Origin of the sequence: Synechococcus sp. H70.1 (genome assembly GCF_047502705.1) — a bacterium.
Classification (GTDB): Bacteria; Cyanobacteriota; Cyanobacteriia; order Thermostichales; family Thermostichaceae; genus Thermostichus.
Window position 1 is genome coordinate 1 of record NZ_JANSIV010000134.1, and the last position, 17343, is coordinate 17343.

Annotated in this window: 13 protein-coding genes and 1 tRNA gene; 5 read left to right on the plus strand and 9 right to left on the minus strand. The window is 58.2% G+C overall.

The window, feature by feature from the left end:
* Nucleotides 1-670 precede the first annotated feature (670 nt).
* Nucleotides 671-2065, minus strand: coding sequence for a malic enzyme-like NAD(P)-binding protein (locus NW827_RS09530; RefSeq protein ID WP_414403922.1), 1395 nt, complete (start codon nt 2063-2065; stop codon nt 671-673).
* 157 nt (nt 2066-2222) lie between these two features.
* Here NW827_RS09530 and NW827_RS09535 point away from each other — a divergent pair, with 157 nt between their 5' ends.
* Nucleotides 2223-2816, plus strand: coding sequence for a chromophore lyase CpcT/CpeT (locus NW827_RS09535; protein ID WP_414403923.1), 594 nt, complete (start codon nt 2223-2225; stop codon nt 2814-2816).
* On the opposite strand, the gene NW827_RS09540 is transcribed toward NW827_RS09535, so the two are convergent.
* The 5 genes from NW827_RS09540 to NW827_RS09560 all read right to left on the minus strand — a co-directional run bounded on the left by NW827_RS09540 (nt 2817) and on the right by NW827_RS09560 (nt 7472).
* Nucleotides 2817-3134, minus strand: a complete 318-nt coding sequence (locus tag NW827_RS09540) for a hypothetical protein (RefSeq protein WP_414403924.1) — start codon at nt 3132-3134, stop codon at nt 2817-2819.
* Nucleotides 3135-3191: 57 nt separating this feature from the next.
* A complete protein-coding gene (locus tag NW827_RS09545; protein ID WP_414360327.1) occupies nt 3192-3803 on the minus strand; it encodes an ATP-dependent Clp protease proteolytic subunit in 612 nt (203 codons plus the stop codon).
* Nucleotides 3804-4045: 242 nt separating this feature from the next.
* On the minus strand, nt 4046-4681 hold the full coding sequence (locus NW827_RS09550) for an ATP-dependent Clp protease proteolytic subunit (protein ID WP_414360330.1): 636 nt from the start codon (nt 4679-4681) through the stop codon (nt 4046-4048).
* A 123-nt stretch (nt 4682-4804) separates the two neighbouring features.
* Nucleotides 4805-7279, minus strand: a complete 2475-nt coding sequence (locus NW827_RS09555; RefSeq protein ID WP_414360333.1) for an ATP-dependent Clp protease ATP-binding subunit — start codon at nt 7277-7279, stop codon at nt 4805-4807.
* A gap of 119 nt (nt 7280-7398) precedes the next feature.
* Nucleotides 7399-7472: transfer RNA gene (locus tag NW827_RS09560), tRNA-Arg, on the minus strand.
* A 683-nt stretch (nt 7473-8155) separates the two neighbouring features.
* Between NW827_RS09560 and NW827_RS09565 the strand changes: the two genes are divergently transcribed.
* The 4 genes from NW827_RS09565 to NW827_RS09580 all read left to right on the plus strand — a co-directional run bounded on the left by NW827_RS09565 (nt 8156) and on the right by NW827_RS09580 (nt 13746).
* Nucleotides 8156-9460: a CmpA/NrtA family ABC transporter substrate-binding protein gene (locus NW827_RS09565; protein ID WP_414403925.1), complete on the plus strand. Its 1305-nt coding sequence runs from the start codon at nt 8156-8158 to the stop codon at nt 9458-9460.
* A gap of 425 nt (nt 9461-9885) precedes the next feature.
* Entirely contained in the window at nt 9886-10713 is an 828-nt protein-coding gene (gene ntrB, locus NW827_RS09570; protein WP_414360339.1) for a nitrate ABC transporter permease, read from the plus strand.
* A 133-nt stretch (nt 10714-10846) separates the two neighbouring features.
* Nucleotides 10847-12844 (plus strand): nitrate ABC transporter ATP-binding protein, encoded by a 1998-nt coding sequence (locus NW827_RS09575; RefSeq protein WP_414503623.1) that lies wholly within the window; start codon nt 10847-10849, stop codon nt 12842-12844.
* Between the two features lie 62 nt (nt 12845-12906).
* Complete coding sequence (locus tag NW827_RS09580; RefSeq protein WP_414360343.1) at nt 12907-13746, plus strand: ABC transporter ATP-binding protein; 840 nt, start codon at nt 12907-12909, stop codon at nt 13744-13746.
* A gap of 42 nt (nt 13747-13788) precedes the next feature.
* On the opposite strand, the gene NW827_RS09585 is transcribed toward NW827_RS09580, so the two are convergent.
* The 3 genes from NW827_RS09585 to NW827_RS09595 all read right to left on the minus strand — a co-directional run bounded on the left by NW827_RS09585 (nt 13789) and on the right by NW827_RS09595 (nt 17343).
* Nucleotides 13789-15237, minus strand: coding sequence for a hypothetical protein (locus NW827_RS09585; protein ID WP_414503624.1), 1449 nt, complete (start codon nt 15235-15237; stop codon nt 13789-13791).
* Nucleotides 15238-15267: 30 nt separating this feature from the next.
* Complete coding sequence (gene argC / locus NW827_RS09590; RefSeq protein WP_414360349.1) at nt 15268-16374, minus strand: N-acetyl-gamma-glutamyl-phosphate reductase; 1107 nt, start codon at nt 16372-16374, stop codon at nt 15268-15270.
* A 240-nt stretch (nt 16375-16614) separates the two neighbouring features.
* Nucleotides 16615-17343 (minus strand): 2-phosphosulfolactate phosphatase family protein, encoded by a 729-nt coding sequence (locus NW827_RS09595; protein ID WP_414360352.1) that lies wholly within the window; start codon nt 17341-17343, stop codon nt 16615-16617.

A 17343-nucleotide genomic window follows, 5' to 3' on the forward strand; every position in this document is an offset into this window, starting at 1 on the left:
CAGACTGGTCCTGTAGCTCTTCAATCTCTGCTTGGAGGCTTTGCACTCGCCGATCCCTGTCTCGGGCAGAAGACCAAGCAACCCTCGAGGCTACTGCGTTCCCGGCTCCAACCACCAGAGCCACTCTGAGGGCTCTGCCGAGGTCAGACTGAGGCAAAGCGGCAATGCTAGCAGCGGTGAGCGTGGTGACGATGTGGACGTAGAGCGGCTTACGTATGTCCATTGGGAGTGCTGAGTGATCAGAAACCTAAAACTCAGGGTAATCGATGAAGTCAGTGAGGTCTGCACAAAATACTACACAAAGAAGGAAGAAAGCTTGAAGGGTTGTTAAGTTACAAGGGATCCAAAAAAGAAAGTAGACTTCAACGTTGCCGCATTTGCTGCTCTAAAGCGTCCCCCAGGCCATTTCCGACAAAATTGATGCTCGGTATGTTGAGATCTTCCCTGCACTGCCAGCTTGCTTCCGCGCAGTGCTAGGACGTGAATAAATTGCAGTTGCAATGGTTTGCTACCCTAAGGGGTTGACGCTTTAGGAGCCTGCAGACCACTGATACAAGCGGATGCTGCCTTTCACCCGCTTTTGGTAAGGTTTTCCTCCGCCAACGGACTGTCTGCCCGCAACTTCTTCGTTGCCCACAGTTGCCCTAAAGGAGGGCCGCCTGGGCAACCCTCAAGGGATCCCGGCCACTCCTGTTTGGCGGGCAGCCTGGATCACGGCGGCAGCCACCTGGGGAACTACCCGCCCGTCGAAGACGGAGGGAATGATCCACTGGGGATCCAAATCTTCAGGTGGGATCAAATTGGCGATGGCCTGGGCGGCAGCCAGGCACATCTCGATGTTGATCTGCTTGGCGCGGCAATCCAGAGCACCGCGAAATACCCCCGGAAAGGCCAACACATTGTTGATCTGGTTGGGGTAGTCGCTGCGCCCGGTGGCCATCACCGCCACCCGATCGCTCACCACCTCCGGCTGAATCTCTGGCACCGGGTTGGCTAGAGCAAAGACAATGGGATCCAGCGCCATTTTTTCCACCATCTCTGGGGTCAAGGCATTGGCCACGCTCACCCCAATGAACACATCTGCCCCCACCAAGGCATCTGCCAGGGATCCACTCTTCTCAACGGCAATGGCAGCTTTCTCGGGGGTGAGGTCGGTGCGGGAGCGGCTGAGGATCCCTTGGCGGTCACAGACCACGATATGGGCTGCCCCAGCCCGCCGCAGCAGTTGCGTTACCGCAATCCCGGCTGCTCCTGCGCCGTTGAGGACAATGCGCACCTCGTCTAGGCTTTTTTTGACCACCTTCAAAGCATTCAGCAATGCCGCCAGCACGACAATGGCCGTGCCGTGTTGATCGTCGTGAAACACTGGCAGGCTGAGACGGGCCTTGAGCTGGGACTCGATGGCAAAGCAGCGGGGGGCGCTGATGTCCTCCAGGTTAAAGCCGCCAAACCCCGGCGCCAGGCGCACCACTGTCTCCACGATTTCTCCCACATCCTGGGTAGCCAGGCAGAGGGGGAAAGCATCGATATCGGCAAAGCGCTTAAACAGAGCTGCCTTCCCCTCCATCACCGGCAGAGCGGCCTCTGGGCCGATATTTCCCAGGCCCAGCACGGCGCTGCCGTCAGTAACAATGCCAACGCAATTGCCTTTGATGGTGTATTCATAGACAGCACTGGGATCGGCGGCAATCTCCAGGGCCACCCGACCCACACCCGGGGTATAGGCCATGGCCAGATCGGCGGCGCTCTCCAGGGGGCTTTTGGCCACCACCTGTAGCTTTCCTCCCCGGTGCAGCTCAAAGGTGCGATCCACCACCCGCTCCACCTTCACGTTGGGCAAAGAGGCAACAGCAGCGTGAATTTGCTGGGCGTGCTCGCTGCTAACGGCATCCACGCAGATTTCCCGTACCGTTTCGGCTGCCGATTGGTGGATAAGGTCAATCTGGCTGAGGCTGCCTCCCACCTCGGCAATGGCTTGGGTAACACGGGCCAGCGCCCCCGGCTGGTTGGGCAGACGTAGGCGTAGGGCAATGCTGTAGCTGGAGCTGGGGGTGAGTTTTGCCATAGCTTTCTATAGTAGAAGAAAAATTGCTTTCAGCAGAGCAAACTCCTCAACGCTGAGCCCTCTGGTTGCGCCGATCCTCAACTCCCTTCTCCCTCCGATCGATGGAATAAGCGTAGGATCGAGAAATCCTGTAGACAGGCAACCCTCCTTCCTGCATATGACAACCTCTGCTGCGGCAACTTCCAATTCCGACCTCAATACTTTTGCCGATTGGCTGGAAGGTTACTATAGCAACCGCGCCCAAGCAATGGCAGAGCCCGTGTGGTTTGTGCCGGTGAGCCTTTGGTACGTGCGCCTTCCCCACCTCTTTTCAGAAGGAATCGGCTTTTTTACCGAGCAATTTAACGAGCACACACCGGGCCGATTTTACCGCAGCCGAGTGCTGCAGGTGTTGGCCGATCCCTTGCGGATTGAGAACTATAAGTTACGGGATCAAGCAGCTTGGGCAGGCGCCTCCCAGGAGCCGCAGCGCTTGGCGCAGCTTTCGTTGTCCGACCTGGAGCACTTGCCCGGCTGTCGTATTTTGGTGGAGAAACACCCAGGCTGCTTTCACGGCGAGATGCTGCCCGGGGGAGCCTGTCGCCTTAACCCCGGCGACAGCACCTATATCCATATTGAATTTGACCTCACGGCCCAGGAATTCATCACCTGGGATCGCGGCTTTGACGCCACCAGTGGTCAACAAACTTGGGGATCCCGCGCCGGCCCCTACCGCTACCAGAAAGGGATCCCGCCCCGCCTTTGGAAATAGTTAGGGGAGCAAAAAGGGAAACAAGTCGCGAACCCCTTTGCGCAGCTTGAGTAAAAAGATCAGGCGCTCCACCCTTGGCGAAACTGATCCCGTAGCGGGACGAGTTGCCAGCTGCGCCTGCAACTCCTGCGCTTCAGTGGCAGAGAGGGGTTGGTTATCAACTGGTGAGCGGGTGTCCAGGCTGGGCTGGGCCCGCAACACCTCCTCTGGGATCTCAGAAGCCGGGGGTAACGACCAGGCTGGGCCGCAGGGATCTAGCCCAAGCAGCAACAAGCCGACGCAGCTACCCAGTCCCACCCTCCAGAACTGTCGGCTCATCCCACCCCTTTTCCTGGCCTTCTTGGCCTCTCGGGAGCAGACTGCTGCCTGGCTAGGTTAGCTAGCCACAGCTTCCGAGCGCTCCTGGATTACCCGGTCAACGATTCCATAAGCCTGGGCTTCTGTAGCCGAGAGGTAGAAATCTCGCTCCACGTCCCGCTCAATTTTCTCCAGGGGCTGGCCAGTCATTTGCGCCAAGAGCTCGTTCATGCGGCGTTTGACCCGCAGTGTTTCGCGGGCGCGAATTTCAATGTCGCTGGCTTGGCCTTGGATCAGTCCCAGCGAAGGCTGGTGCAACATGATGCGAGCATGAGGTAGGGCAAAGCGTTTTCCCTTGGTGCCGGCAGCCAGCAAAAAGGCCGCCATTGAAGCCGCTTGGCCCACGCAGACAGTCACAATGTCCGGCTTGACGTGGTTCATGGTGTCATAAATAGCCATCCCCGCTGTTACAGAGCCACCGGGGGAGTTGATGTACATCACAATATCTTTTTGGGGATCCTGGGAATTGAGGTAGAGCATCACCCCCACAATGGTATTGGCCAAGCTGTCATCAATCGGCTCGCCAATAAACAGGATTCGCTCCTGGTAGAGGCGATCATCAAGGCTAATCCACTGGGTGTAAGGCTCACCGGGCAAACGGTAGGGAACGCGAGGCACTCCAATCGGCATGAAGATCTCCTAGCACAACTACCCAGAATGGCATACTTGCAAAACTGCTCCCGCCTTTAAGTCTAGCTGGGGCAAAACCAAGGAAACCACTCCCTTGGAGCTAGTCTTGACCTCGTTGTTGGCCGCCAACCCAGTACAGCGCAGGTCTTCCAAGCTCCAACCTCGGCCGGGGGAAAAGGCTGAGCAATTTTGCAGTAAGAATCTCTACACCGGAACTTGAGCCATCGACGGATCCCTCCACCTTAGTTTTTGGCTGCTGCCAGCTTTGGCAAGCCTTTGGAACTGGTCAGCACCTGGTCAATGAGGCCGTAGGCCTTGGCCTCTTCCGGTGTCATGAAAAACAGCCGCTCCGTATCCTTTTTAAGGCGCTCCACAGGCTGTCCTGTGCTGCGGGAGAGTTCCTCCAGCATCATGTTGCGGAGGGTTAGAATCTCACGGGTACGAATTTCAATGTCGCTGGCCTGTCCACGTGTGCCTCCGTAGGGCTGGTGCAGCACAATCGTGGCGTTGGGTAGACTGGCCCGAAACCCCTTGGCACCCGCTGCTAACAGCATGGCCGCCATGCCAACAGCATTGCCAATACAGATGGTATGCACTGGCGGCTTGATGTAGTTCATGGTGTCCAGAATAGCAAACGCTGCCGTGTCATAGTTGTAGGTGCCTGTCGAGTTGATGTACATCTTGATCGGCTTTTCCCGATCCTCGTACTGCAAATACAGCAGTTGCTCAATGATTAGCTTGGTAACGTTGGCATTCGACTCTTCCGCTAGAGGTAGACCCAGGTAGACAATGCGCTCCTGGAGCAGCAGGGAAGCCAAATCAGGGGGCGGTGTCCGAACCGGAGCGCCGCCGTAGTAGTAGTAAGTAGATTGCACCATGCCAGAGTTCTCCTAGAGCCAATCCCTTGACTTAAGGATAAAGAGTGGAAGTTAGGAACAAGGGATCCGGGAGCGGCAACGGATCCCTTGTCCGGTAACCAGAGCCGAAGCCCAAGCTACCGATTACTCAGCTCCCTGTGGCAAGAGCACCGGCTCTGCCTGCGTGACCAGCACCTTGGGCTTGCGCTCCTCGTCCACGTCGATGAGGACTTCGGATCCCTCTTTGACGCGGCCAGTCAAGATCTCCTCTGCCAGCAGGTCTTCCAACAGGCGCTGGATGGCCCGGCGCAGCGGACGTGCCCCGTAACTGGGGTTGTAGCCCTCCTCCACCAGCAGGTCTTTGAAGCGATCGCTGACCGTGAGGTGAATTTTCTTCTCCTTCATGCGGTCGAACACTTCCTTGAGCAGGATGTCGGCGATCTGCTTCACCTCGTCCTTAGTCAGTTGCCGGAAGACGATAACCTCGTCCACCCGGTTGAGGAACTCGGGGCGGAAGTACTGCTTCAGCTCTTCGTGCACCAGGTTGCGGATGCGGTTGTAGTTGGCCTCTTCCTCGTTGGCATTGAACTCGAAGCCGAGGCTGCCGCCACCCTTCTCGATGACCCTGGAGCCAATATTAGAGGTCATCACGATCAACGTGTTCTTGAAGTCCACCGTGCGACCTTTGGCATCTGTCAGGCGGCCATCTTCGAGAATCTGCAGCAGCAGGTTAAACACGTCCGGGTGGGCTTTCTCAATCTCGTCAAAAAGCACCACCGTGTAAGGGCGCCGCCGCACCGCTTCCGTGAGCTGGCCTCCCTCGTTGTAGCCCACATAGCCGGGCGGGGATCCAATTAGCTTGCTGACCGTGTGCCGCTCCATGTACTCCGACATGTCGAGGCGGATCATGGCCGACTCGGAGCCGAAGAAGTAGGCTGCCAAGGCCTTGGTCAGCTCAGTTTTGCCCACCCCAGTTGGGCCGCAGAAGATGAAGCTAGCGATGGGGCGATTGGGATTTTTCAGCCCCACGCGAGCGCGACGAATAGCGCGAGAGATGGCCCGCACCGCCTCATCTTGACCGACGATGCGCTGGTGCAGGGTCTCCTCCATATGCAGCAGCTTCTCCGATTCACTCTCGGTGAGCTTGGCCACCGGCACCCCTGTCCAGGCGCTCACCACCTGGGCCACATCTTCCTCGGTGACCTCTGGCATCTCCGTGCGGCTGCTGTCTTCGGCTTTCTTGGCCGCTGCGATGGCGCGGATCTGCTGCCTGATCTCCATCTCCCGATCCCGCAGCTCACCTGCCCTGTCGAAGTCCTGGGCTCGCACTGCGGCATCTTTTTCCCTGAGAACCCGCCGCAGCTCCTGATCGAGCTCTCGCGCTGCTGGCGGCAGTTGGGAATTGATCAGGCGCACCCGCGAAGCTGCTTCGTCGATGAGGTCAATAGCCTTGTCCGGCAAGAACCGGTCGGAGATGTACTGATCGGCCAACTTGGCCGCCGCTTCCAGAGCGGCATCGGAGATCCTCAGCTTGTGGTGCTGCTCATAGCGCTCCCGCAGGCCATAGAGAATCTCAATGGTCTCAGCTACACTCGGCTCGCCCACCATGATGGGCTGGAAGCGGCGCTCTAGAGCGGGATCCCGCTCAATGTGCTTACGGTACTCATCCAGCGTGGTGGCACCAATGCACTGCAGCTCGCCGCGGGCCAAGGCAGGCTTAAGGATGTTGGCAGCATCGATGGCACCCTCCGCCGCCCCGGCTCCAATCAGCGTGTGCACCTCATCGATGACCAGGATGATGTTGCCAGCGTTGCGGATCTCATCCATGATTTTCTTGAGGCGCTCTTCAAACTCGCCGCGGTACTTGGTGCCAGCCACCAGCAGGCCGATATCCAAGCTGATTACTCGCTTGTCGGCCAAGATGTCAGGCACATCGCCTTGCACAATGCGCTGGGCCAAACCTTCGGCAATGGCAGTTTTGCCCACCCCTGGCTCACCAATGAGGACAGGGTTGTTCTTGGTACGGCGGCCCAAGATCTGGATTACCCGCTCGATCTCCCGCGTCCGACCCACCACCGGATCCAGCTTCCCTTCCTGAGCCAGCTGGGTCAGGTTGGTACCAAACTCATCCAGGGTGGGTGTCTTAGTGCGGCTGGAGGAGCCACCCCCTGCTGTTACTTCGGCGGTTTCGCCCAGCATGCGGATGACTTGGGTGCGCACTTTGGCCAGATCCACCCCTAGGTTTTCCAGAACTCGAGCAGCTACTCCCTCCCCTTCTCGGATCAAGCCCAGCAGTAGGTGCTCAGTGCCAATGTAGTTGTGGCCAAGCTGGCGTGCCTCTTCTAGGGAGAGCTCCAGCACTCGCTTGGCCCGGGGAGTAAAGGGGATCTCGACAGCCACAAAGCCAGATCCTCGGCCGATAATTTTTTCGACCTCAATTCGGGCGTCTTTTAAGTTGACTCCCATGGACTTGAGGACCTTGGCGGCAATCCCCGTGCCCTCACCAATTAACCCCAACAAAATTTGCTCAGTGCCAACAAAATTGTGACCTAGCCGTCTGGCCTCCTCTTGGGCCAGCATGATCACCTTGATGGCCTTTTCCGTAAAGCGTTCAAACATGATCCTCGGGCTCCCTACGCCTGCATCAAGGCGGACCTGATAGGCCTGATCCTAACACAGGATTCAGGCCAACCACGGTATGGTAAACACCCCAGACGAAGAATCATCTGGGCCTAGAACGCGCCTGGAGAGATTTGAACTCCCGACCGCGTGGTCCGTAGCCACGTGCTCTAGTCCACTGAGCTACAGGCGCAAGAGTTCACCTAACCACGCTAGAGAGGGACATCTAACGCGGCTTAAGCATTGTAGCACAGGAAAGTTCAACAGCGGTGTAGGTATCCGCCCACGTTCACCAATGTCCTGGCCCAGGATCCTGGAACTTCTCTCCCCCTTGAGGGGCAGACCAGACTCCCAGGGCTGTGGCCTGGGATCCCTACGTGCCCTAAGGCCAGGGGGGTTGAACTGGCCCACAGAAGCACCGCAGCTTGGGGAAGGTGCGCCCCTCTAGCCTCTCGTCGGACCCCAACACCTGTGCCATACCTCTTTGCTTGGGATCAGTGGCGTACATGAAGGCAAAGCTGAGGGAGGGATCCCTGGGCAAGGTGACACGGCTCTACCAACCTTCAAAAAACGGCTCGGCACAGCCGTCCCAGTGATAGCCGGCATGGGGCAGGGATCCCCCATCCGCTAAGCCGTTTTGCTTAGGGCACCTTGCCCCTGGAGAGCAACTCCCTCGAGAATCCCTAGAGGATAGAAAAATACCTATGAGTACCAAAAGAATGATTGTATTGTTTCTATGCCTGTCTGCTTTTAGGATGTCAACCAAGCTGAGATTTAAGGATTTCTTTACGAGGGAAATCCGTCGGTCTAGCGGCTTGCCCTAGAAAGGCTTCCCTTGGCATGCACATATTTTCTTCTCTCGGAGATGAGGTGATCATGACATCACGTCGCAACTTTTTGTTGTCTGCTGGTGCAGTCACAGTGGGTGGGCTTGTGGGTGGCGGCCTAGCACGGGCCAGGAGGGGCTACTGGGTTGCCCAAGCCAGCGGCCCGGAAACCCCTAACCTCAGGCTAGGTTTTATTCCAATTGTGGAGGCTGCCCCCCTGATCATCGCCAAGGAGAAGGGCTTTTTCGCCAAGCACGGCATGACCGGCGTAGAACTGCTGAAGCAGGCCAGTTGGCCGGCAGCGAGGGACAATGTGGTGATCGGCTCGGCGGGTGGGGGGATTGACGGCGGCCAGTGGCAGATGCCGATGCCCCATCTGATCCACATCGGCGCCATCACCAACAACCAACCGGTGCGCATGGCGGTTCTGTGTCAGTTAAACACCCAAGGCAACGGGATTGCCATTGCGGGAATGCACGCCGGCAAGAGTCTGGGGCTGGATGTTTCCGGAGCTGCGGACTACATCAAAAATTTCAGCGCCACCAAAGGACGCAAGTTCAAAGCTGCCTACACTTTTCCCAACGCCAATCAAGATTTTTGGATCCGCTACTGGCTGGCCGCGGGGGGCGTAGATCCGGATCAAGACATTGAGCTATTGACAGTGCCCTCGGCTGAAACGGTGCAGGGGATGCGCAATGGCACCATGGATGCTTTCAGCACCGGGGATCCCTGGCCCTACCGAATTGTGGCCGATGGGATCGGCTTTATGGCAGCCCTCACGCAGCAGATTTGGCCTTTTCACCCCGAGGAATACCTGGCCATTCGTGCCGACTGGGTGGAAAAAAACCCCAAAGCCACCCGCTCTGTCCTGATGGCGGTCATGGAAGCGCAGCAATGGTGCGACGATCCGGCCAACCGTGAAGAGTTGGTGCGCATTCTCTCGGGGCGCGCCTATCTCAACGTGCCGGCCAAGGTTCTCACGCCTCCTTTCCAGGGCAAGTATGACCTGGGAGACGGCAAGCCGGCGGTTCAAGATTTCAACGCCGGGCCCCTGTACTGGGAAGATGGGCGGGGCAGCGTTTCTTATCCCTACAAGAGCCATGACCTGTGGTTCTTGACCGAATCGCTGCGTTGGGGCTTCCACGCCCGCTTCCTCAAGGATCTGGATACTGCCCGCCGTCTGGTGGATGAGGTCAACCGCGAAGATCTCTGGCGGGAGGCGGCTCAGGCTTTGGGAGTGAAGAACATTCCCACCAGCACTTCGCGGGGAACGGAGCGTTTCTTCGATGGGGTGGTGTTTGACCCTCAAGATCCCCAGGCCTACTTGAACAGCCTGAAAATCAAGAGGGCCTAGTCTCGGCTCAGGTCAACATAGACGTGCTTCTTGTGTAGCAGAGATCTAGCCCATTTGCGGGATTCTATTGAGTTAAAAAAAGCTGGGCCAAGCTGCCCGCTCCCCTCGAGTTAAACTGTTAGCCTTGCGCCTTTTGAAGAGTTCTGATGAAGAATTCTAAACGCTGGGGTGAGGATCGGCCATGTTGGCTCTACTTCACGTTCCGCGGGAATACTCCAGGGATCCCTGCTTCGAGAGACCGGCCCAGCCCTGCTGGGACAAGCTTATCCTCTCGATAGCGATGGGGGTGCTGATTTTGCTGATTGTTGTGAGAGTTTTGTCGAGCTTGCAGTCCTTATGTTTGCCCGTCCAAGGAAGAGGCAAAGCTGATCCAAGTTCGTGCTCTGTTGCCAGCACTTTGTAAAACCCTATCCTCTCTAGGAGCCATGACGACGACACTTCCTTCTCCGCCAAAGTCTTCAACGGCCAAGTTCGACTTTGCCAAGTATCGGGATCAGATCCTCCCTCCCGTAGTTGGCATTGCGGGATTTTTGTTAATCTGGCAACTTTTGTCCAGCGCCAACCTGATCCGGCTGCCGGGGCCATGGGAGGTTTGGATGGATGAGCGCAGCCGTTATCTAATCCTGCATCCTCTGTACTACAATAGCGACCTCGATCAAGGACTGCTGCGGCAAACTTTGGCCAGCCTGCAAAGGGTTGCCATTGGCTACTGCAGCGCTGCCTTGGTGGGCATTGCCCTGGGGATCTTGGTGGGCAGCAACGAGTGGATCAACCGCGCTTTGGATCCCATCTTCCAGTTTTTGCGCATGGTGGCTCCCTTGGCTTGGGTGCCCATCTCCTTGGCGGCTTTGCAGCGCAATGAGCCGGCTGCCCTGTTTGTTATTTTCATCACCTCTATCTGGCCCATTTTGATTAACACAGCAGTGGGGGTAAGGCAGATTCCGGAAGACTACATCAACGTTTCTAGAGTGTTGAGGCTTTCCAAGATAGACTTCTTTTTTAAAGTGCTGTTGCCCTCTGCTTTGCCCTACATGTTCACAGGTTTGCGAGTTGGCATCGGCCTCTCCTGGCTGGCGATTATTGCTGCAGAAATTGTCATGTCTGGCGTGCCAGGGATCGGCTTTTTCATCTGGGATGCCTACCAGCAGAACTATGTAACTGAGATCATCGTTGCTGTCATCTACATTGGGGCGGTGGGCTTGCTTTTGGATCGACTGGTGGCTGCCCTGCAAAATAAGCTAGCCAACCGCTAGAGTCCTTTTTTGCAGAGCTGTTATTCCAAGAGTAGACCGCACAAAAACCCCTTTGCGGCACTTAGCTTGGGAGTTAGGTCTGGGGTCAAGTTGCTGAGCAAGTTGAGGTTATCCACAGGTGGGGAGGTCTGCTGTGTCTGTATTGGTTAGTCTAGAGCAAGTGGAAAAAACCTTTGGTCTACCTGGGGAGCAGGAATACATTGCTCTTAAAGGGATCGATCTCCAAATTCACCGCGGGGAGTTTGTCTCCTTAATCGGCCACTCCGGCTGCGGCAAGTCCACCCTGTTGAACATGGTGGCGGGGTTATCTTTGCCTACTGGAGGGATCGTGGCTTTGGATGGACACACCATCACCGTTCCCGGCCCCGATCGCATGGTGGTGTTTCAGAATTACTCCCTTTTGCCCTGGCTAACGGTTCGGCAAAACATTGCCCTGGCAGTAGACGCTGTGCTGAAAAACCACTCCCCAGCAGAACGTCGGCAGATTGTCGAAGAACATATCGATCTGGTTGGTTTGCGGCAGGCGGCCGATAAGTTCCCAGCGCAACTGTCAGGGGGTATGAAGCAGCGGGTAGCCATCGCTCGCGCTTTGGCGGTAAGGCCCAAGGTGTTGTTGTTGGACGAGCCCTTTGGCGCTTTGGATGCCCTTACCCGAGGAAATTTGCAGGAGCAGTTGATGCGCATCTGCGAAGAACATCACGTGACCACCCTCATGGTCACCCACGATGTGGATGAAGCTGTCCTGCTCTCGGATCGGGTGGTGATGCTGACCAACGGGCCGGGATCCCGAATTGGCAATATTTTAACCATCGATATTCCCCGCCCTCGCCGCCGGTTGGAGGTGGTCAATCACCCCAGCTACTACAGCTATCGCAGCGAGATTATCTACTTTTTGAACCAGCAAAAACGGATCAAGCAGTGGCGGGCCCGCCGCAGCACCGTGGTGGCTAGGCACGGTTTGGAAAAGATCAACTTGGAGATTGGCTTTGTGCCCCTGACCGCCTGCGCCCCGCTGGCGGTGGCCAAAGAAAGGGGGTTTTTTGCCAAACACGGCCTGGAAGAAGTCAATCTGGTGCGGGAAACCAGTTGGCGAGGGATCCAAGACGGCATCCAGGGAGGTTACTTGGATGCGGCCCTCATGCCTGCCGGTATGCCGGTGTGGATGTCTCTGGGCGGCGGGGACAATCCGCCTCAGCCGGTGGTGACTGCCCTTACCTTGACCCGCAACGGCAATGCCATTACCTTGCACAGGCGCTTCTACGAGCAAGGGATCCACACGCTGAGCCAGTTGAGGGCTTACATCTTAGATAGCCCCAGCCGTCGGCTAACCTTTGGAGTGGTGCATCCCAGTTCCATGCACAACTTGCTGCTGCGCTATTGGCTGGCAGCGGGCGGGATCCACCCGGATCGCGATGTTGTGCTGAAAACCCTGCCCCCGGCCCAGATGGTGGCCAACCTAACAGCCGGCAACATCGACGGCTACTGTGTAGGAGAGCCTTGGAACTTGCGGGCCGCTCTGGAGGGCAGCGGTTTTGTGGTGGCTACCGATCTGGAAATCTGGCCCGGCCACCCCGGCAAGGTGTTGGGGGTGCGGGAGGATTGGGCTAGGGCCTATCCCAATACCCACATTGCCCTGGTGAAAGCGTTGCTGGAAGCCTGTCGCTACTGTGAAGATCCGGCCCACCACGACGAGATTCGCGAGCTGCTCAGCCGCCGCGCCTACCTGAGCACTGATCCTTCCTACATTCACCTGGGGGATCCCCAGCGCCTGCTCTGTGACCTAGACATGCCAATGCGGGAATATGCCCACCACCGCTTCTTTCTGGGCGCCGGCAACCGTCCCAGCCGCACCGAGCATCTGTGGATGATGACGCAAATGGCCCGCTGGGGGGATCTGCCCTTCCCGCGCAACTGGGTAGAGATCGTGGAGCGGGTGTGTCAGGTGGGAGTCTTCAGTACGGCGGCCCGCGAGCTGGGGCTGGATGTGTCTTACCAACGCCAGCCCATTCAATTGTTCGACGGGATCCCTTTTAATGGTGAGGATCCCTTGGCTTACCTCAACAGTCTGGCAATTAAGCACGACATCTACGTGGCCGAGGTTGCTTGGGATCGTCGTCCCGTGTTGCTCTAGAGATTTCCTTGGCAAAAGCATGTTCCCAGCTGTGAGAAAACGATGAATTGGAGCACCCCACGATGACTGCTCTCTTGACAACCTCTACCCCAGCAGCCACAGCCGCAGAGCCCTACTTAACCCTTGAGAATGTCAGCAAGACTTACCCAACTCCTAAGGGGGAGTATCCCGTATTGCGCGATATCAACCTCAGCGTCTGTGAAGGAGAATTTGTTTGCATCGTTGGGCATTCCGGCTGTGGCAAAACCACCCTGCTGAATATGGTTTCTGGCTTTACCCAGCCCACCAGCGGCTCGGTAAAGCTCAAAGGCCAGCCAATTACAGCTCCTGGGCCAGACCGCATGGTGGTGTTTCAGAATTACTCTCTTTTGCCCTGGCTCACAGTTTATGAAAATGTTTACTTGGCTGTTCAGGCGGTGTTTCCCCAAAAGAGCCAGTCAGAAAAGCATCAAATTGTAGAAGAACACCTAAATTTGGTGGGACTGGGGGAAGCAGCCCAGAAATATCCTCCGCAAATTTCCGGAGGGATGAAACAGCGGGTGGCCATTGCCCGTGCCTTGGCAATCCGCCCAGCAGTGCTGATTTTGGATGAACCCTTTGGGGCTTTGGATGCCATCACCAAAGAAGAACTTCAGGAGGAGCTGCTGCGCATTTGGGAGGAACATCGCTGCACAGTTTTGATGATCACCCATGACATTGACGAGGCACTGTTTTTGGCCGACCGTTTGGTCTTGATGACCAGTGGCCCTGCGGCTACCATCGGGCAAATTATCTCTATTCCCTTCCCGCGTCCTCGCGACCGCGAGCGAATGCTTGAGGATCCCCAGTACTATCGCCTGCGCAACTCCGTCCTCAGCTACCTCTACGGGCACGAGGCCAACCCTGAGGCGGCCCACCTGTGACTACGCCCTCAGGTAGAGGCTCTTTGGCCAAGCGGGTAAGGATCAGTCGTCTAGGGGCTCTATCTTGGGATCCAAGCTCTTGGCAGTCAGGCGCAAGGCTTCCGCCTGATCCATCACCCGCGGCGCTTGCACTGCCGTCTCAACCCCCTGGCGATAGCTCTCCCACAGAGGCATTTCCGGGTAGGTCTGCTGCAATTCCTTGATTTCATCTAGCAGAGCCTCCAGCCAGCCAGCCGTGCCCCAGGTGAGCAAAAACTGCAAGGGATTCCAGAGGTTGAGTTGCCGCCCCAATTCGTTGAGGCTTTCGTTGCGAAGGGGCGGATCGAAGATGTCGGCCACCGTCATCAACTGGCGCCCCAGCAGTGGCCTGAGGGTTGTCTCAGCAGCCTCTACGACGGCGGGAAGGGCGGCTTGGATGCGCTCGGGACTAGGAATGTGCCGGGCCTGGGGCAAAGCTTGCAGCAGCAATTCCAGTCGTCGTTCGGCTTCTGCTGACTCCAAAGCCGCTTCTAGGGTGGTGCCCACGCTGAGAAACACTTCTCCCGTCAACAGCCGCCCTGCATCGATAACCAAGTGGTACAGCGGGGGGATCACCAGCTTGATCCACTCGCTCTGGAACAACTCCCGCAGCCGCCGCGCCAGATACTCCCCCACCTGCGTGGTTTGGATCCCCACTTGGGTGAGGGAGAGGTACCAGTCGGGCGGGGATCCCTTGGGATCCAGCCACTGGCGCAGGGTTTGCCATTCCTCTTCGGTGAGGGCAGTTCGCCCCTGTTTTAAGATGCTGCGCCGCAGCTTGCCCTCGGCATTCAAGAGCTTGCGCAACTCTGGTGTACCCAGCAACGAGAGGGCGCCTGCGGATCCCACGCTGCCGACCTCGACGGCAATGAGGGCGGCCAAGAGGGCGGCCGAGGCTTTCACGTGGATCTCGCCGCTTTTGTCCATGACCAAAGGTAGGCGGCTGTTGCCATAGGCCCGCAGGCTCATTGCCACCAGGGCGGAGCGCTGCTCAGCAGTCAACACCCCCGCCCAGGCAGGGATGCCGTTGGTTTCTGCCCTGGGATGGGTTGGCTCCTGCAGGCTGTGATAGAGCAGGCTGGCCACCCAGGCTCGGTCGGCGGCCCGTTCCAGAGAGCCGATGACCACCTCCCATTGGCTGGGGTTGAGCAGAGGCAAAAGCGCCTGCAGTTCTTGCTGGAGGGGCTCTGGAGAGGTTGTGGCTCTGGCTTTGTCCAGAGTTGCCTGTAGCCGATCCCTTGCTTCGCGGCACAAGCCACCCCACTCCAGTTGCAAACGAGCTAGGGTCTGCTGCACTGTTTCTTCGGAGCGTCGGGGCAGCTCCTGCCAGCCCGCCTCCAGTTGCCGCCACAGCTCCTCCCAGTTTAGATCCCCAGCTCTGGCCCACGAAGGTGGAGAGTTCGCCGGCGCAGCGGATGGGGCAGCGCTGGGATCGAGATTGGGGGAGAAGACGGGATCCGAAAGCTCAGGCATGGGCACCTCAGGGAATTACCGGCATTGTAGCTAGGGGTAGAAGGCGAGCCGCGGCAAACCCAAGGTTTCCGGCCACCCCATCATCAGGTTGAGGCATTGCACCGCTTGCCCGGCTTGCCCTTTCATGAGGTTGTCGATGACCGACAGGACAATCACCCGGTTGGTGCGAGTATCCACCTCCACCCCAATCATGCAGGTGTTGGTGCCAGCCACCCACTTGGTTTGCGGATAAACGCCGTGGGGCAGTACCTTAACCCAGGGGGATTGGCGGTAGAAGGCGTTGTAAATGGTGATGAGATCCTCGCCCACCAGACCAGGATCCCGCAGGTTGGCATACAAGGTCACGTGGATGCCCCGCACCATTGGCACCAGGTGGGGCGTAAATTGCACAGTGATGGGGGTGTGGGTGAGGTCGGAGCAGGCCTGCTCGATCTCGGGTGTGTGGCGGTGTTGGGCCACGCCATAGGCACCCAGCGAGCTGTCCACCTCGGCAAAGAGGGATCCCAGCTTGGGGGTGCGGCCCGCCCCGGAGACGCCGGACTTGGCATCAAAAATCAAGCTGTCCAGCTCCACCAACCCTTGCCGCAGCAAGGGGGCAACTGCTAGAAGGGAGGCCGTGGGGTAGCAGCCGGGGCAGGCTACCAGTTGGGCTTGGGCAATAGCCTCCCGGTAGAGTTCCGGCAGCCCGTAAACCGCCTGCTCGTTGGCCTGGCGGTAGGCAGGGCTAGGCCAGTTGGGATCCGTCTGCCCCAGGCGATACCAGGATTGGTAGGTGGCCAGGTTGCGAAAGCGGTAATCCGCCGAGAGATCTAGGACTTTGCACCCCTTGGCCAGCAAAGGCGGCGCTAGGTCTGCCGCCAGGCCATTGGGCAGAGATAGAAAGACAACGTCGCTGCTAGCGGCAATGGCCTCCACATCCACTGGCTGAATGGTCAGATCAACCGCCTGCGCTAGGTGGGGGTAGAGATCCCCGTAGCGCTTGCCGGCGCTGTCTTGACCGGCCAGGTAGGTAATCTGCACGCCGGGGTGTTCGCTAAGCAGCCGCACCAGCTGCACCCCTCCATACCCGGAGGCCCCGACGATGGCAACGCGGACGGGATCAGTGGGAGGAAGAGAACGAGGCGCCGTAGTGGCCATGGGGGCTGCCTGCACAAAATTGACGGCTTGCCTTACTATTTATCGCATTTGTCTATCCCAGTTGCCGCTGCATTGCTTGAACCCGCCTGGGGGTCACTCGACTCCGAAGGCCCTTATTCGACCGCCGCTAAAACCAGGAGGAGAGGTTTGTCTTTGGAGAGGCGTTTCACGGTTGACCCCGGGAGTAGGGCAGGAGGGGCCGCCGGCTTCGACTATTGCTGCCGAGACACCCCAGGCCAGCTAGCCGGCGAGGGTCAAAACGCCAGGCTGAACCTGCCGGGGCACCACTGAGAGCCGATCCAACTCGGCACAGTAGGCCAGATCGCTGTCGTTTTCGGGGCTAATTGCCAGTAGCCGCTGTCCATGGCTGGAGCGCCGCAGCAACCCCAACAGGTCGTCCTGCCAGGTTTGGTACACAGCCAGGGCGGCCACTGCTTCGTCGTTGCCCAACTGCTCCCACGAGCAGCCCAGGCAGTGCAGAATGGCCCCCGCACAGGCAGTGTCTTCCAAAGCAAAAGCCCCTTCCCAGCCGGATCCCACCAGCCACACCTCGGCAAAAGCTCCTCGCCTGAGGAACTCCACCACCGCTCCCACGTTCACCAGGGCCGCTGTGAGCACCACCGGGATCCCTTCCAAGCGCTGAAGGGTGCGGGTGCCGTTGGTGGTACTCATCAAGATGCGCCTGTTCCGCACACGCTCAGGGGTGTATTCGCGGGGGGAGTTGCCCAGATCGAACCCTGCCACTGCTTTGCCGCCTCGTTCCCCCGCCAAGAGCCGCTTGGAGGCTGGCCAGCTCTGGCTGGCCGCTTGCAAGGACTGCAAATCGGCAAACACTTGAACGGCCTCTGCCCCTGCAGCTAGGGCTGTGGCGATGGTGGTGGTGGCCCGCAGCACATCGATGGCTACCGCACAGGCTGGGATCCCTGACGGCGGCACTTGCTCAGGGGTATGGAAGTGGAAGAATCGCAT

Excerpts from the sequence above, each read along its gene's own strand:
- NW827_RS09535 (WP_414403923.1), top strand. The coding sequence starts at position 2,223 with ATGACAACCTCTGCTGCGGCAACTTCCAATTCCGACCTCAATACTTTT.
- NW827_RS09595 (WP_414360352.1), bottom strand. The coding sequence starts at position 17,343 with ATGCGATTCTTCCACTTCCATACCCCTGAGCAAGTGCCGCCGTCAGGG.
- argC (WP_414360349.1), bottom strand. The coding sequence starts at position 16,374 with ATGGCCACTACGGCGCCTCGTTCTCTTCCTCCCACTGATCCCGTCCGC.
- NW827_RS09540 (WP_414403924.1), bottom strand. The coding sequence starts at position 3,134 with ATGAGCCGACAGTTCTGGAGGGTGGGACTGGGTAGCTGCGTCGGCTTG.
- NW827_RS09565 (WP_414403925.1), top strand. The coding sequence starts at position 8,156 with ATGACATCACGTCGCAACTTTTTGTTGTCTGCTGGTGCAGTCACAGTG.
- NW827_RS09530 (WP_414403922.1), bottom strand. The coding sequence starts at position 2,065 with ATGGCAAAACTCACCCCCAGCTCCAGCTACAGCATTGCCCTACGCCTA.
- NW827_RS09585 (WP_414503624.1), bottom strand. The coding sequence starts at position 15,237 with ATGCCTGAGCTTTCGGATCCCGTCTTCTCCCCCAATCTCGATCCCAGC.
- NW827_RS09555 (WP_414360333.1), bottom strand. The coding sequence starts at position 7,279 with ATGTTTGAACGCTTTACGGAAAAGGCCATCAAGGTGATCATGCTGGCC.
- NW827_RS09580 (WP_414360343.1), top strand. The coding sequence starts at position 12,907 with ATGACTGCTCTCTTGACAACCTCTACCCCAGCAGCCACAGCCGCAGAG.
- NW827_RS09550 (WP_414360330.1), bottom strand. The coding sequence starts at position 4,681 with ATGGTGCAATCTACTTACTACTACTACGGCGGCGCTCCGGTTCGGACA.
- NW827_RS09545 (WP_414360327.1), bottom strand. The coding sequence starts at position 3,803 with ATGCCGATTGGAGTGCCTCGCGTTCCCTACCGTTTGCCCGGTGAGCCT.
- ntrB (WP_414360339.1), top strand. The coding sequence starts at position 9,886 with ATGACGACGACACTTCCTTCTCCGCCAAAGTCTTCAACGGCCAAGTTC.